Source organism: Ochrobactrum sp. RH2CCR150 (assembly GCA_014138095.1).
Lineage (GTDB): Bacteria > Pseudomonadota > Alphaproteobacteria > Rhizobiales > Rhizobiaceae > Brucella > Brucella gambitense.
Genome location: JACGXE010000009.1, coordinates 21,032 through 36,462 on the forward strand (window position 1 = coordinate 21,032; position 15,431 = coordinate 36,462).

Here is a 15,431-nt window from a genome sequence, read left to right on the forward strand (position 1 = left end):
TATCGAGCGCAGTTCTTCGCAAGAAGGGCTGCGCTTTTGTCTGTTTTGGCCGAATCGTTACTTCGCTGGATGCTGCCGTGGGCTCTAAAGCGTGGATAGGCTTTTTATTTTACCTATCTCTAATTGTAGAGAACAATAATGGAACAAAATAATATTATCTAATAATTTCCATATGTTATCTGTATTGCCAAATGAGAACAAAACAGATACAAATAGATATGAGCGATGAGCCTGCCGGGCTTCTAGCGGGACAAGAGGATGGTGTAAGATGTCTCAGAATTCATTGCGACTTGTTGAGGATAATTCAGTGGACAAGACTAAGGCACTTGATGCGGCGCTGTCACAGATCGAAAGAGCGTTCGGCAAAGGCTCGATCATGCGCCTCGGTCAAAACGACAAGGCGGTCGAAATCGAGACCGTATCGACCGGCTCACTCTCTCTGGACATCGCGCTGGGTGTAGGCGGCTTGCCCAAGGGCCGCATCGTCGAAATTTACGGACCGGAAAGCTCGGGTAAGACCACGCTCGCGCTGCACACGATTGCCGAAGCTCAGAAGAAGGGTGGCATCTGCGCATTCGTTGATGCGGAACATGCGCTCGATCCGGTCTATGCACGCAAGCTCGGCGTGGATCTGGAAAACCTGCTGATTTCGCAGCCGGATACCGGCGAGCAGGCACTTGAAATTACCGACACGCTCGTGCGCTCTGGTGCTATCGATGTTCTGGTCATCGATTCTGTGGCCGCGCTGACACCGCGTGCGGAAATCGAAGGTGAAATGGGCGATTCGCTGCCGGGCCTTCAGGCTCGTCTGATGAGCCAGGCGCTGCGCAAGCTCACCGCTTCCATTTCGCGTTCCAACTGCATGGTCATCTTCATCAACCAGATCCGTATGAAGATCGGCGTCATGTTCGGTTCGCCTGAAACGACGACCGGCGGTAATGCGCTGAAGTTCTACGCTTCGGTTCGCCTCGATATCCGTCGCATCGGTTCCATCAAGGAGCGTGATGAAGTCGTCGGCAACCAGACCCGCGTGAAGGTCGTGAAGAACAAGCTGGCTCCTCCCTTCAAGCAGGTTGAATTCGACATCATGTATGGTGCCGGTGTTTCCAAGATGGGCGAACTGGTCGATCTTGGCGTGAAGGCAGGCGTTGTCGAAAAGTCCGGCGCTTGGTTCTCCTATAATTCGCAGCGTCTTGGTCAGGGCCGTGAAAACGCGAAGCTATATCTCAAGGAGAATCCGGAGGTCGCTCGCGAAATCGAAACGACACTTCGTCAGAATGCCGGTTTGATCGCTGAACAGTTCCTCGATGATGGCGGCCCGGAAGAAGATAGCGGGTCCGACGCAGCGGAGATGTAATTTCCGCAAGAGGTTCTTCTCGAACCTCTTTACTGATTAGAAGTTGGAAGCCCTGTGCTGTTGCGCGGGGCTTCTCTTTTTTCAGTCGTGGCTTGATGTGAATTCAAAAGCACTGGCAAAAGGTGCTTTTACAGGCAGAATTTGCCTTTATGGCGCACGCGGCTTATCTGGACAGAAAAGCAGCACATCGTTAAAAGCGGTCAACCGAAGAACTCCACTTCACGTCTTAGTAGCGCGGGAAGGGAGTAAAGCCTGCGGTCTCCGTTATTTGTTGGCGGTTTGCAGGTGCAAAAGACAATCGATGCGGCCTCTGAAACAGGGTGCATCAATGCAGGGCACGAAAAGCCCAAGGGTGAATTATGGCTGGCGTCAACGAGATTAGGTCCACATTCCTCGATTACTACCGCAAGAACGGACACGAAATCGTTCCGTCGAGTCCGCTCGTACCGCGCAATGACCCGACGCTCATGTTTACGAATGCGGGCATGGTGCAGTTCAAGAACGTGTTCACGGGGTTGGAACACCGCGCCTACAATCGCGCGACCACCTCGCAGAAATGCGTGCGTGCAGGCGGCAAGCATAACGATCTTGACAATGTGGGCTACACGGCGCGCCATCACACTTTCTTTGAAATGCTGGGCAATTTCTCGTTCGGCGATTATTTCAAGGAAGACGCCATCAGCTTCGCTTGGAACCTGATCACCAAGGAATTCGGTCTGCCGAAGGACAAGCTGCTCGTCACCGTCTATCATACGGATGAGGATGCCGCGAATTACTGGAAGAAGATTGCCGGTCTGAGCGACGACCGCATCATCCGTATTGCCACCAGCGACAACTTCTGGGCGATGGGTGATACGGGTCCGTGCGGTCCGTGCTCGGAAATTTTCTTCGATCACGGCGATCACATCTGGGGTGGACCTCCCGGATCGCCAGATGAAGACGGCGACCGCTTCATCGAGATCTGGAATCTCGTTTTCATGCAGTTCGAACAGGTGACGCCGGATCAGCGCATTGATCTGCCGCGTCCGTCTATCGATACCGGCATGGGTCTGGAACGCGTTGCGGCAGTGCTGCAGGGCGTGCATGACAATTACGACATCGATCTGTTCAAGGCGCTGATCCGGGCTTCGGAAGAAGCAACCGGCGTCAAGGCTGAAGGCGATTTCCGCGCCAGCCATCGTGTGATTGCCGACCATCTGCGCGCGTCGAGCTTCCTCATTGCCGATGGCGTTCTGCCGTCGAATGAAGGTCGCGGTTATGTACTGCGCCGCATCATGCGTCGCGCGATGCGTCATGCCCAGCTTCTGGGCGCGAAGGAACCGTTGATGTGGCGTCTGCTGCCAGCGCTCATTCGCGAAATGGGCCAGGCCTATCCGGAGCTGATCCGCGCCGAAGCGCTGATTTCCGAAACGCTGAAGCTGGAAGAAACCCGTTTCCGCAAGACGCTGGAGCGCGGTCTTGGCCTGTTGTCCGATGCATCGGGAAAGCTGGTTGAAGGTGACCGTCTTGATGGCGAAACCGCGTTCAAGCTTTATGACACCTATGGCTTTCCACTCGATCTGACGCAGGATGCTCTGCGCCAGCGCGGCATCACCGTCGATACGGATGGCTTCTCGACCGCCATGGAACGCCAGAAGGCCGAGGCTCGCGCCAATTGGGCAGGCTCCGGCGAAGCTGCAACCGAGACGATCTGGTTTGGCATCAAGGACAAGGTCGGCGCGACGGAATTCCTCGGTTACGAAACGGAAAGCGCTGAAGGCGTTATCGCCGCTCTGGTGCGCGACGGCGCGGAAGTGCAGTCGGCTTCTGAAGGCGAGACCGTTGCGGTCGTGGTTAATCAGACGCCTTTCTATGGTGAATCGGGCGGCCAGCAGGGCGATACCGGAACGATTTCCGGCGAAGGCTTCGCCATCACCGTTAAGGATACGCAGAAGAAGGGCGAGGGCGTCTTCGTTCATATCGGCGAAGTTACCAAGGGCACTGCGAAGACCGGCGAAGCTGTCGAACTGAAAGTCGACTCGGATCGCCGTACGCGCATCCGCTCCAACCACTCGGCCACCCATCTTCTGCATGAAGCCCTGCGCGAAACACTCGGTAGCCATGTGGCGCAGAAGGGTTCGCTTGTTGCGCCTGACCGTCTGCGCTTCGACTTCTCGCACCCGAAGCCGATTTCGGCTGAGGAACTGGCCAAAGTTGAAAACATGGCCAATGAGATTATCCTTCAGAACGCGCCGGTTTCCACGCGCCTGATGGCTGTGGACGATGCGATTGCCGAAGGTGCAATGGCGCTGTTCGGTGAAAAATACGGCGACGAGGTGCGCGTCGTTTCGATGGGCACTGCCAAGCATGGTCCAAAGTCGGGCAAGGCCTATTCGGTAGAGCTTTGCGGCGGTACCCATGTGCGCCAGACAGGCGATATCGGTCTTGTTCGCATCGTTTCCGAAGGTGCGGTTGCAGCCGGTGTTCGTCGTATGGAAGCGCTGACGGGCGAGGCTGCGCGCCTTTATCTCGAAGAGCAGGATGAACGCGTGAAAGCAATCGCCAACGCGCTGAAGACTACGCCTGCCGAGGCATTGGAGCGTGTCAACGCCCTTATGGACGAGCGCAAGAAGCTTGAGCGCGAATTGTCGGATGCACGCAAGAAGCTGGCGCTCGGCGGCGGTTCGTCGGAAGGCGGCAGTGCGGTTGAAGCTGTGAACGGCGTCAACTTCCTTGGCAAGGTCGTGACCGGCGTGTCGCCACGCGATCTGAAGCCGCTGGCTGACGAAGGCAAGAAGCAGGTCGGTTCCGGCGTGGTTCTGTTCATCGGTGTTGGTGAAGATGGCAAGGCCAGTGCAGTTGCAGCCGTGACGGAAGACATGGTTGGCCGTTTCAGCGCTGTGGATCTGGTCCGTGCCGCTTCGGCAGCACTCGGCGGCGCCGGTGGCGGCGGTCGCCCGGACATGGCGCAGGCCGGTGGACCGGATGGCGATAAGGCCGATGCTGCTATAGCAGCGGTCAAGGCCCTGATTGCCTAATGTGATCTGGAAAGGCCGGGGCAACCCGGCCTTCTTCTTTGTGGCTCAGGCTGCGTGCGCCGTGCGGCTGTCGTCGGGCGCTTCGCGGCGCTCATCCAGCCCGTAGTCGCGAACGACACTGGCAACCCGCAGGCGATAATCTTCAAAGACACCGCTCCGTCCTTTGGTCTGGGCAATACGGTGTGAGGGAAGGTTGCGCCAGGCACGTACCGCCTCCTCGTCACGCCAGAAGGATAGAGATAGCAGCTTGTCGGGTTCCACAAGGCTTTGAAAGCGCTCGATTGAGATGAAGCCGTCGATGCGGCTGAGATCGTCTCGCAGGCTTGCCGCAATATCCAGATATTGTTCGCGCCGCTCGTCATCTGCGGGCCAGACTTCGAAGATCACTGCAATCATGGCTTGATCAACTCCGCATGGGGTCCCGATTGCAACTTGAGAAAGATGCGATCCTCGGACCGGATGAATTGTTCCCGACGCGCAAATTCATAATTCTCGCGCCCCAGCGGGTCGGCTGCCAGCCGCGCTCGATAGGCCTCATAAGCGGCCAGGTGCTCCAGCGAATAGACCCCATAGGCTGTCGTGGCCGAACCTTCATGCGGGCCGAAATAGCCGATCAGTTGCGCACCGCAACGTGGAATGGCTTGTCCCCAATTGCGCGCATATTCGGCAAAGGCATCCGCTTTGAACGGGTCGATCTGGTAGCGGATGAAACAGGTGATCATGCGGGGTCTCCTTGATAGGCATGCTTTCGATGGAGATACTGTAGCGCTTGAACGACAACGACACTTCGGTTACCATCGAAGTATGAAAGATGGACCGATCATAGCTTCCGTCGCCGCTCTTCTCGGTGATCCGGCACGCGCAAACATGCTGACTGCGCTGATGGATGGGCGTGCCCTGACCGTCAGCGAACTGGCGGCTGCGGCGGGTGTCACCCTGCAAACAGCAAGCGGGCATTTGTCGAAGCTTGATGCCGCCAATCTGCTGGTTGCGGAAAAGCAGGGACGCCATCGTTATTTTCGCCTGTCGGGCACGGATGTGGCGCAGGTGCTGGAAGGGCTAATGGGCCTTGCCCAGCGAACGGGTGCGGTACGCGTGCGCACGGGGCCGAAGGACGAAGCATTGCGCAAAGCGCGCATATGCTACGACCATCTGGCGGGCGAGCGCGGGGTTGAGATGCTTGAGGCGGCACATAAGCTCCGCCTGATCGATGATGCTGATGAGCCGGTGCTGACGGACGAAGGCAAATCGTTTTTCACCTGTCTTGGTGTTGATGTGTCAGCACTGGAACACGGCAAGAGGCCTGTGTGCCGCCATTGTCTTGACTGGAGCGAACGGCGCAATCATCTGGGTGGCGCACTTGGTGCAGCGCTTCTGAATAATTTTATCGCACGCGGTTGGGCCCGGCGCGCTGAGGGGCGGGTGATCGCATTTTCACCCACCGGCGCGCAGGCCTTTAAAAGCGCTTTCTCTATTGAAGCACAGCCGAGCTGAAACTGGCGCTTTAGCTTGCAGCTTTAACGGCAGCGTCATCCAGTTCGGATGCGCGTTTCCATGCCAGGCGGGCTTGCAGTCGCTCCCAATAGGTGTCGAAGGCCGGCCGATGCGGCAGACTGCCGAACATCATGCCCCAGCCAATATGGGAGCCGACATAGACATCGGCGGCAGTAAAGCGATTGCCGGTGATATAGGGATGGCGCGATATCGCCTTTTCCAGTGTGTCGACCACGCTGTCGTAATTGCCATACCCCATCATGCGCTCGCGGTCCGGCGGGACTTCGAAGCCCATGGAGCGGTTTGAAAGGGCTGCTTCCAGCGGACCGGCGGCGAAGAACATCCAACGATAGAAATCGGCGCGTTCATCCGGGTGGGGCGCAAGTCCTGCTTCCGGAAAAGTAACGGCCAGATAAGCGCAGATGGCTGCAGCTTCGGTGACGACGGCTTCGCCATGGCGCAGTGCCGGAACCTTACCCATGGGGTTCACAGCACAAAATTCAGGGCCCTTCATCGGAGGGCCAAAGTCGAGAATTTGTACGTCGTAGGGCTTGCCCGTTTCCTCCAGCATCCAGCGTGCGATACGTCCACGCGACATAGGATTGGTGAAAAGCGTGAGGTCAGCCATTTTTTCCTCCTGAACCTGGTTGGCACAGGATGCGCGTTTTCCCCTATGAAGCAAATCAAAAAGAAAACGGCGGGATGAACCCACCGTTCTGCATTCTTATGAAAGCTGGTGCTGATTAAGCAGCCATGGCCTTCTTGAGGTTTTCGTCGATCTTGTCGAGGAAGCCGGTGGTGGAGAGCCAAGGCTGATCCGGGCCGATGAGCAGCGCCAGATCCTTGGTCATGAAGCCGCTTTCGACGGTGTCGACGCAGACCTTTTCCAGCGTGTCAGCAAAGCGCTTCAGCTCGGCATTGTCGTCGAGCTTGGCGCGATGTGCGAGGCCACGGGTCCATGCGAAGATCGAAGCGATCGAGTTGGTCGAGGTTTCCTCGCCCTTCTGATGCTGGCGGTAGTGACGGGTCACGGTGCCGTGTGCAGCTTCAGCTTCAACGGTCTTGCCATCTGGCGTCATCAGAACCGAGGTCATCAGGCCGAGCGAGCCGAAGCCCTGAGCCACGATGTCCGACTGAACGTCGCCGTCGTAGTTCTTACAAGCCCAGACATAGCCGCCGGACCACTTGAGCGCCGAAGCGACCATGTCGTCGATGAGGCGATGTTCGTACCAGATCTTGGCTGCCTTGAACTTGTCGGCGAATTCGGCCTGGTAGACTTCTTCGAAGATATCCTTGAAGCGACCGTCATAGGCCTTCAGGATGGTGTTCTTCGTCGAGAGATAGACCGGGTAGTTGCGCTGCAGGCCGTAGTTCAGCGAAGCGCGGGCAAATTCGCGAATCGATTCGTCGAGGTTGTACATGGCCATTGCCACGCCAGCCGCCGGAGCCTGATAGACTTCGTGTTCGATGGTTTCGCCGTCTTCACCGACGAACTTGATCGAAAGCGTGCCCTTGCCCGGGAACTTGAAATCGGTCGCGCGGTACTGATCGCCGAAAGCATGACGGCCAACGATGATCGGCTGGGTCCAGCCCGGCACGAGGCGCGGAACGTTCTTGCAGATGATCGGCTCGCGGAAAATCACGCCGCCGAGAATGTTGCGGATGGTGCCGTTAGGCGACTTCCACATCTTCTTGAGCTTGAATTCTTCAACGCGCGCTTCGTCAGGGGTGATGGTCGCGCACTTTACGCCGACGCCATGTTCCTTGATTGCGTTGGCTGCATCGATGGTGACCTGATCGTTGGTCGCATCGCGGTTTTCAACCGACAGATCGTAATATTTCAGATCGACGTCGAGATAGGGATGGATCAGCTTGTCCTTGATGAACTGCCAGATGATGCGGGTCATCTCGTCGCCGTCGAGTTCAACGACTGGGTTCGCAACCTTGATTTTTGCCATGGATGAAGCCTCTTTTTAAATGCGCCTTGAATGCATGGGCCCCTATAGCACCCGTAGGGAATAAGGCAAAGCTCTCAAGCCTTATTCTTTGGCCTATAGGTGAAATTGGCAGTCAAAAAATTGGGAAGGGTGCTGATTTGGGTCAGGCCGCGCGATGCGTTGCCGCCTCGCCATTGCGTGGCTTCTTCCAGCTTTCCTGCTGCTGGCGGTAATTGTCCTGTTCGCGCGCCAGAATGGCATCGGCATCGAGCGCAGAAATGGCGGCCGCCTTGTCGGTCGGCACAAGGCCGCTCAGTTGCAGCGACAAATAGCGCCCACAGCAGACGCGCAGGAACGATGCAAAATTGTCGAGGTCGTGGCCTTCCTCGCGGGATTCACCGTAGAGTTTGCCGATAAGGCGGCTTACGCTGAGGCCATCGTGGGAAGCGACATCTTCCAGTGTCCACCAGAAGAAGTTTTCCAGCCGGACGCTGGTGACAACGCCATCAATGCGCAGAGAGCGCGTCACGCTCTGCCAGAGTTCTGGATTGGCACCGATGAACAATCTGCACATGATTTTCTCCCGGATGAAGCTCTCCGGATAGTTTTGCGCAATATGAAGCTGCCTGCAACCGGATGATGGTTGCAGGCAAGATCAAGTCGGCTCAAGCGTGCGTGATCTTGGTGCCGAGAACGCCAAGGAACTGCGACAGCCATGCCGGATGAGCAGGCCAGGCCGGTGCGGTGACGAGGTTTCCGTCCGTTACTGCCTGATCAACCGGAATATCGGCATAGGTGCCGCCGGCAAGCTCAACTTCCGGACGGCAGGCCGGGTAGGCCGAGCAGGTGCGGCCTTCCAGCACGCGGGCGGCAGCGAGCAGCTGAGCGCCGTGGCAGACAGCTGCGACTGGCTTGTTCGCTTCGAAGAAATGCTTCACCACGGCGATGACCTTGCCGTCGAGGCGCAGATATTCCGGTCCGCGACCGCCGGGAATGACCAATGCATCGTAGCTTTCAGCCTTCACATCTGCGAAGGTGGCGTTGAGCGCGAAGTTATGCCCAGGCTTTTCAGTATAAGTCTGATGACCTTCGAAGTCGTGAATAGCAGTGGCGACATGATCGCCCGCTTTCTTGCCGGGGCAAACAGCGTGAACCGTGTGGCCAACCGCAAGCAGGGTCTGGAACGGGACCATGGTTTCATAGTCTTCGCCGAAATCACCGCACAGCATGAGAATTTTTTTACCGGACATGGCTTCCTCCCTGAATCCTGTTTTTCCGTGCGGTCAATCTGGCATGGATGAGGTGAGGGCTGGTGTTATTCGGATACTACACACGGCTTTTTCCCATGAACGTAAGAGCCTGTTCCAAAAGTCGCCCTGTGTGGCTGCAAATGGCAATTTTCTGCATTCCGGTGCTCACGTACCCAAAAGTACGCTCCGCTCCGGTACTCGAAAATCACCATTTTCGCACACACATGCCGCTTTTTGTTTCAGGCTCTAAGGGGAATCTTTGCGATTTCGCGTCAATTATGTCAGGGAAACGCCACGATTATATCTATGACGGAACACATCATGGCAGGAACCGACAAACAGCGCCCCTTTATCGCGGAAGGACCGGCAATCGTGCTGGTGGAGCCGCAATTGCCGGAAAATATCGGCATGGTGGCGCGCGCCATGGCGAATTTCGGTCTGGCTGAACTGCGTCTCGTCAATCCGCGTGAGGAGTTTCCAAGCGAAAAGGCGAGGGCCGCTGCCAGCAAGGCCGACCATGTTATCGACAATGCGATCGTATATGACGATCTGCCGTCGGCCATTGCCGATCTGAATTTCGTTTATGCCACTACAGCCCGCGAACGCGATGGCTTCAAGCAGGTGCGCAGCGCCGTCGAGGCTGGCAACGAGTTGCGCAGGCGTTTCAAGACCGGCGAAAAGACTGGTATTCTTTTCGGTCGTGAACGTTTCGGCCTCAGCAATGAGGAAGTGGGTCTTGCCGACGAGCTGGTGACTTTTCCGGTCAACCCCGCCTTCGCTTCGCTGAACATCGCGCAAGCCGTACTGCTCATGTCTTATGAGTGGATGAAGTCTGGTCTGGAAACCGAGACCGAAACGGTTTTCCGTGGGCCGGAGATGGAACTTGCACCGAAGCAGGAATTGCAGGGCTTGTTCAACCATCTGGAAGAAGCTCTTGATGTCAGAGGTTATTTCCGGCCGGAAGCGCGCAAGGAAATCATGGTCAATAATCTGCGTGCCGTTCTGACGCGCGCCGGTTTCGCCTCTGCAGAATTGAAACTCCTGCGCGGGGTGGTCACCTCGCTTGATGTATTCACGCCGAAGAAGCCGCGTGGCTCAGGTGCGCCGGAAGGTCGTGCCCGCAAGCCCGCACCAGAGGACAAGCCAGAATGAAAGACGCGCCCGTCGCCAGCTTTTCCGCATCCGTAACAACCGACAAGGAAAGGCCAATACTGGTCTTCGACAGCGGTATTGGCGGTTTGACGGTATTGCGCGAGGCGCGGGTGATCATGCCGGACCGGCGTTTCGTCTATATCGCCGACGATGCTGGTTTCCCTTATGGCGGTTGGGAAGAAGAGGCGCTGCGGGCGCGCATCGTCGAGCTGTTTGGCGGTTTCATCGCAACGCACAATCCAGAAATTGCGGTTATTGCCTGCAATACGGCTTCGACGCTGGTGCTGGACGATTTGCGCCGCGCTTATCCCTCGGTGCCTTTCGTGGGAACGGTGCCCGCGATCAAACCTGCTGCCGAGCGTACATCTTCGGGACTTGTTTCCGTGCTGGCGACACCCGGCACGGTGAAGCGTGCTTATACGCGCGATCTCATCCAGTCTTTCGCTTCGCAATGTCATGTCCGGCTGGTCGGTGCCGACCGGTTGGCAGGTGTTGCCGAGGCGCATATTCGCGGCGAAGAGATCGACGAGGCGCTTGTCGTAGAGCAGATCGCGCCGTGCTTTATCGAGAAGGATGGCAGACGTACCGATATTGTTGTGCTCGCCTGCACCCACTATCCGTTCCTTGCCAATGTTTTCCGCCGTCTGGCGCCGTGGCCGGTTGACTGGCTCGATCCGGCGGAAGCGATTGCGCGCCGAACCGTATCGCTGCTGCCGCCGCGCAAGGGCGATTTGGAGCTGCATCATCACGACGATTTGGCGGTATTCACCTCGCAGAAGCCGGATTATGCTGTCCGCAGGCTGATGCAGGGCTTTGGACTGCAATTCGCGTAAGTCTTGCTCTTAAGGCCTTGAATTTTCCTGATCTTACGCGATCATGTTTGTGATCCGTCGATAAGGAAAAAGCGATGACCGGCACGATACCACAGATCAACCTTCCTTCAGGTCAGACCGTTCCCGCTTTGGGACAAGGCACCTGGTATATGGGGGAGAATGCCGGAGAGCGTCACCATGAGGTCGAGGCGCTTCGACATGGTATCGATCTTGGCATGACATTGATCGACACTGCCGAATTGTACGCCGATGGCGAGGCCGAGGACGTTGTGGGCGAGGCCATAACGGATCGCCGCGACGATGTGTTTCTGGTGAGCAAGGTTCTGCCCTATAATGCGTCGCGTCGTGGCACGATTGAGGCGTGCGAGCGTAGTCTGAAACGCCTTGGCACGGATCGTATCGATCTCTATCTGCTGCACTGGCGTGGACGTCATCCGTTAGCGGAAACAGTGGCCGCTTTCGATGAGTTGCAGCAGGCAGGCAAGATCGTTGCCTGGGGTGTCAGCAATTTCGATACGGCTGATCTGAAAGAGCTGTCCGGTGTTGCGGGTGGTCAGGCTGTCGCGACCAACCAGATCCTCTATAATCTCACACGGCGCGGACCGGAATTCGACCTCATGCCTTGGTGCGATCCGCATCATATTCCGCTGATGGCCTATTCGCCTATTGAGCAGGGTCGGCTGCTCGGCAATCGCATTTTGGCGGAGATTGCTGCCGAATGCGGTGTTACCCCTGCAGCTGTCGCGCTGGCGTGGACTATGCGCAAAGGCAATGTCATAGCCATTCCGAAATCGTCGAACCTGCACCACATTCAGGACAATAGAAAAGCCGCAGATCTGCGGCTTTCCGGAGAGCAATTGACGCGTCTTGATCAGGCTTTTGCACCACCTTCACGAAAAGTGGCGCTGGAAATGCTCTGATAATATCTTGTCAGATTGAATCAGGTTTTCGCTATAACTGTTTGTTTTAACGAATTTTCTGTGTTTCAGGCGCGCGTGATTTCATGTGCGGCGCGTTAGCGGGCGTCTTTCTTCGCCTGCCGCACGCTGGCAGTCTTGCGGTTGCGTCCGCGATCCGCAGTTCGTGTGAAAGTGCTGGATTTTTCGTTCGGAACATTGCGCATGCCCAGATGTGCGTGACGCGTATTGAAGGTCTTGCCCTTTCTTTCGCTGGCGAGCTTTGCTGCAAGCGCCTTCTGGGCGTTAGCGATCAGATCGTCAGCAGCGGCCATCTGTTCACGGCGTTCGACTTCGCCATTGATACGGGCCACAGCCGTTGCGAGAACGGCGACCTTGAGGTGGGAGCCATCATCACGCTTTGAAGCGGTAGCGCCGCGGGCGGCCGATTTGCCGCGCATTTCGCGGCGGCGCTGGTTGGCCTGATCGCGTGCCTTCTGGCGGCGTTCGCGGATCAGTTTTGCCAGCTGCGCCAGTTCTTCATCAGACACTTCCTGCAAATGCGGATGCTGGGTTTTTTCCACCAGCTCCTTCTCGTCTGCATTGAGCGCACGCGCCTGATCCTTTCTGCTGACGGCCATGGGATATCCTTTCCTTAAAAGAGCAGTTCCCGTAAAATCCCAATAGGGATATAGGCCTGCCTTCTGGACCGGAAAGAGCGTGATTTAAGTTTTTATGTCGTTCTTTTTACAATGCCCGCTCCATTCTCAGCCATGGAACTATCACGATGACTTCCCGTTATCTCTTCTGGAGATAAGCGCGGAGATCAGCACATGGAAATCGTTGAAACTCGTATCGGTTCGATTGGTGGTTTTAAGCTCTACACAGTCGAGTTTATCGCTGAGGGTGATGAAAAAGTGTCCGTGATTTTCGAGAATGAAACCGGGGCAGAATTGAGGCGTGACGATGCCATTCGTCGTGCAGCGGTCAGGCTTGGGGCGGCGCTTGGCGTGGCAGCCATGGAGTGCGGGATCGAGCCGGACCGGTTGCTGACGCGCCCAAGCGCAAGGCGTGCAGGTGACCGGGCGGAACTGGAACGCCAGTTGGACGAAGGGCTGGAGGATACGTTCCCCGCGAGCGATCCGGTATCCGTGACCAGTTCCGCAATACCCGCATCCGCCGATCCGAAATCCTGAGATGATGAAAACAGAAAAGCCGAAGCATTTGCTCCGGCTTTTCGTGTTGAGAAATTGAATCTCTTCTTTTTTATAACTCTTTGAATTATTGAAAAAATCAGAGATTACGACGCTTGCCTTCCAGAATGTCCAGAACAGCGCGGGCGCAGTCCAGCACATTCGAGCCGGGGCCGAATACAGCGGCCACACCGTGGTCGAAAAGATACTGATAATCCTGACGTGGCACCACGCCTCCGCAGACCACGACGATATTTTCAGCGCCCTTTGCCTTCAGCGTTTCGACAAGCTGCGGCAGCAGGGTTTTGTGACCAGCGGCAAGAGACGACACGCCAATGACATGCACCTTCGACTTGATCGCCATGTCGGCTGCTTCATCGGGTGTCTGGAACAAGGGCCCGGCCAAAACGTCGAAACCGATATCGCCGAAGGCCGAGGCGATGATCTTCGCGCCGCGGTCATGTCCGTCCTGTCCAAGCTTGGCGACCATCACCTTGGGCTTTGCACCGCTATGCTGGGAGAATTCTTCCAGCCGCGATACCAGCGTCTGATATTCCGGCTCGTCCTTATAGGCGTCGCCATAGACCTTGCGGATGACTTTCGGCTCGGCGGCATGATCGCCAAAGGCGCGACGCATGGCGTCGGAGATTTCTCCGACCGTGGCGCGAGCGCGGGAAGCTTCCACAGCAGCGGCAAGAAGATTGCCTTCACCGCTGGTCGCGATTTTCTCGAGTTCGGCAAGAGCGGCTTCCACCTTGGCCTTGTCACGGGTCTGGCGGATACGCTCGATGCGGGCAATCTGCGACTGGCGCACGGCGGTATTGTCGATTTCCAGAATGTCGATCTCGTCTTCCTGTTCCAGTCGGAACTTGTTGACGCCGACGATCACTTCCTCGCCCTTGTCGACTGCCGCCTGCCGCCGGGTGGCAGCTTCTTCGATCAGGCGCTTCGGCAGGCCACTTTCAACGGCCTTGGTCATGCCACCCAGAGCTTCAACTTCCTCAATCAACGCCCAGGCCTTTTCCGCCAGTTCATTGGTCAGGCTTTCGATGTAGTAGGAGCCCGCCAGCGGATCGACCACTTTCGTCACACCGGTCTCATTCTGGAGAATGAGCTGCGTGTTGCGGGCGATACGTGCCGAAAACTCCGTAGGCAAGGCAATGGCTTCGTCGAAGGCGTTGGTGTGCAGTGACTGCGTGCCGCCCAGCGCTGCCGACATAGCCTCGAATGCCGTGCGCACGACATTGTTGTAGGGGTCCTGTTCCTGCAACGATACACCGGACGTCTGGCAATGGGTGCGCAGCATCAGTGAGCCCGGCTTTCTCGGCTCGAACTCCTTCATGATGCGCGTCCAGAGCAGGCGGGCTGCACGCAGCTTGGCGATTTCCATGAAGAAGTTCATGCCAATGGCAAAGAAGAACGACAGGCGGCCCGCGAAGTCGTCGACATTCAAGCCCTTTTGCAGCGCGGCACGCACATATTCGCGCCCGTCGGCCAGCGTGAAGGCCAGCTCCTGCACCAACGTCGCACCAGCTTCCTGCATGTGATAGCCGGAGATGGAAATCGAATTGAATTTCGGCATTTCCGTCGCGGTATAGGCGATGATGTCCGCAATAATCCGCATGGAGGGTTCCGGCGGATAAATATAGGTATTGCGGACCATGAACTCCTTGAGAATATCGTTCTGGATGGTGCCGGAAAGCAGATCGCGCGACACACCCTGTTCTTCGCCAGCGACAATGAAATTGGCGAGGATAGGAATAACCGCGCCATTCATGGTCATCGACACCGAAACTTTTTCAAGCGGAATGCCATCGAAGAGGATTTTCATGTCCTCGACCGAGTCGATGGCTACGCCCGCCTTGCCAACATCGCCCACCACACGCGGATGGTCGCTGTCATAGCCGCGATGGGTGGCAAGGTCGAAGGCAACCGAAACGCCTTGCTGCCCGGCGGCAAGCGCCTTGCGGTAAAAGGCGTTGGATGCTTCGGCGGTGGAGAAACCTGCATATTGGCGGATGGTCCACGGACGCCCTGCATACATGGTGGCGCGGGGGCCACGAACGAAAGGCTCGATGCCCGGCAGGCTGTCCAGATGGTCGACATTTTGCAGATCGTCCGCCGTGTAGAGCGGCTTCACGTCAATGCCTTCCGGCGTATGCCAGACAAGGCTATTCGTCGGACGCTTCAGTTCCTTCTCGGCCAACGCTTCCCAATCCGCGCGGGTTTTCTGCGTCATTGGCTTATTCTCCATCCCATCCTGCCCTCACCCTGAAGTGGGAGCGTAGCGACCCTCGAAGGG

Annotated in this window: 15 protein-coding genes; 7 read left to right on the plus strand and 8 right to left on the minus strand. The window is 57.0% G+C overall.

Features of this window, described 5'->3' with window-relative positions:
- Positions 1-268 precede the first annotated feature (268 nt).
- Both recA and alaS read left to right on the plus strand, forming a co-directional pair.
- On the plus strand, positions 269-1,357 hold the full coding sequence (recA, locus tag FHW03_RS17640) for a recombinase RecA (protein ID WP_182521799.1): 1,089 nt from the start codon (positions 269-271) through the stop codon (positions 1,355-1,357).
- Positions 1,358-1,716: 359 nt separating this feature from the next.
- The gene (gene alaS, locus FHW03_RS17645; RefSeq protein ID WP_182521800.1) at positions 1,717-4,374 is read left to right on the plus strand and encodes an alanine--tRNA ligase; all 2,658 of its coding nucleotides are present in this window, start codon (positions 1,717-1,719) and stop codon (positions 4,372-4,374) included.
- Positions 4,375-4,419: 45 nt separating this feature from the next.
- Here alaS and FHW03_RS17650 read toward each other — a convergent pair whose 3' ends face one another.
- Together FHW03_RS17650 and FHW03_RS17655 are read right to left on the minus strand one after the other, a co-directional pair.
- On the minus strand, positions 4,420-4,770 hold the full coding sequence (locus tag FHW03_RS17650) for an antibiotic biosynthesis monooxygenase (protein ID WP_182521801.1): 351 nt from the start codon (positions 4,768-4,770) through the stop codon (positions 4,420-4,422).
- Positions 4,767-5,096 (minus strand): NIPSNAP family protein, encoded by a 330-nt coding sequence (locus tag FHW03_RS17655; RefSeq protein WP_182521802.1) that lies wholly within the window; start codon positions 5,094-5,096, stop codon positions 4,767-4,769. The genes FHW03_RS17650 and FHW03_RS17655 overlap by 4 nt, the downstream gene beginning before the upstream one ends.
- A gap of 82 nt (positions 5,097-5,178) precedes the next feature.
- On the opposite strand from FHW03_RS17655, the gene FHW03_RS17660 reads away from it, so the two are divergent.
- Positions 5,179-5,868, plus strand: coding sequence for a winged helix-turn-helix domain-containing protein (locus FHW03_RS17660; protein WP_182521803.1), 690 nt, complete (start codon positions 5,179-5,181; stop codon positions 5,866-5,868).
- Positions 5,869-5,878: 10 nt separating this feature from the next.
- Here FHW03_RS17660 and FHW03_RS17665 read toward each other — a convergent pair whose 3' ends face one another.
- From FHW03_RS17665 to FHW03_RS17680, 4 genes are all read right to left on the minus strand, one after another.
- Entirely contained in the window at positions 5,879-6,496 is a 618-nt protein-coding gene (locus tag FHW03_RS17665) for a glutathione S-transferase family protein (protein WP_182521804.1), read from the minus strand.
- A gap of 115 nt (positions 6,497-6,611) precedes the next feature.
- Positions 6,612-7,826 carry an NADP-dependent isocitrate dehydrogenase gene (locus tag FHW03_RS17670; protein WP_182521805.1) on the minus strand — a complete coding sequence of 405 codons (1,215 nt, stop codon included), beginning with the start codon at positions 7,824-7,826 and terminating at the stop codon, positions 6,612-6,614.
- 142 nt (positions 7,827-7,968) lie between these two features.
- A complete protein-coding gene (locus FHW03_RS17675; RefSeq protein WP_182521806.1) occupies positions 7,969-8,379 on the minus strand; it encodes a ribbon-helix-helix domain-containing protein in 411 nt (136 codons plus the stop codon).
- A 91-nt stretch (positions 8,380-8,470) separates the two neighbouring features.
- Positions 8,471-9,055: a DJ-1/PfpI family protein gene (locus FHW03_RS17680; RefSeq protein ID WP_182521807.1), complete on the minus strand. Its 585-nt coding sequence runs from the start codon at positions 9,053-9,055 to the stop codon at positions 8,471-8,473.
- A 321-nt stretch (positions 9,056-9,376) separates the two neighbouring features.
- On the opposite strand from FHW03_RS17680, the gene FHW03_RS17685 reads away from it, so the two are divergent.
- The 3 genes from FHW03_RS17685 to FHW03_RS17695 all read left to right on the plus strand — a co-directional run bounded on the left by FHW03_RS17685 (position 9,377) and on the right by FHW03_RS17695 (position 11,960).
- Positions 9,377-10,207, plus strand: coding sequence for an RNA methyltransferase (locus FHW03_RS17685; RefSeq protein ID WP_182521808.1), 831 nt, complete (start codon positions 9,377-9,379; stop codon positions 10,205-10,207).
- Complete coding sequence (gene murI, locus FHW03_RS17690) at positions 10,204-11,040, plus strand: glutamate racemase (RefSeq protein ID WP_138786838.1); 837 nt, start codon at positions 10,204-10,206, stop codon at positions 11,038-11,040. Before FHW03_RS17685 ends, murI begins: the two co-directional genes overlap by 4 nt.
- Positions 11,041-11,114: 74 nt before the next feature.
- Positions 11,115-11,960 carry an aldo/keto reductase gene (locus tag FHW03_RS17695; RefSeq protein WP_182521809.1) on the plus strand — a complete coding sequence of 282 codons (846 nt, stop codon included), beginning with the start codon at positions 11,115-11,117 and terminating at the stop codon, positions 11,958-11,960.
- A gap of 95 nt (positions 11,961-12,055) precedes the next feature.
- Here the strand turns inward: FHW03_RS17695 and FHW03_RS17700 are convergent, their stop codons facing one another.
- The gene (locus FHW03_RS17700; RefSeq protein WP_182521810.1) at positions 12,056-12,577 is read right to left on the minus strand and encodes a hypothetical protein; all 522 of its coding nucleotides are present in this window, start codon (positions 12,575-12,577) and stop codon (positions 12,056-12,058) included.
- Between the two features lie 192 nt (positions 12,578-12,769).
- Between FHW03_RS17700 and FHW03_RS17705 the strand changes: the two genes are divergently transcribed.
- A complete protein-coding gene (locus tag FHW03_RS17705; RefSeq protein ID WP_182521811.1) occupies positions 12,770-13,132 on the plus strand; it encodes a hypothetical protein in 363 nt (120 codons plus the stop codon).
- A 97-nt stretch (positions 13,133-13,229) separates the two neighbouring features.
- Here FHW03_RS17705 and scpA read toward each other — a convergent pair whose 3' ends face one another.
- Positions 13,230-15,368, minus strand: a complete 2,139-nt coding sequence (scpA, locus tag FHW03_RS17710) for a methylmalonyl-CoA mutase (RefSeq protein ID WP_182521812.1) — start codon at positions 15,366-15,368, stop codon at positions 13,230-13,232.
- Between the last annotated feature and the right edge of the window lie 63 nt (positions 15,369-15,431).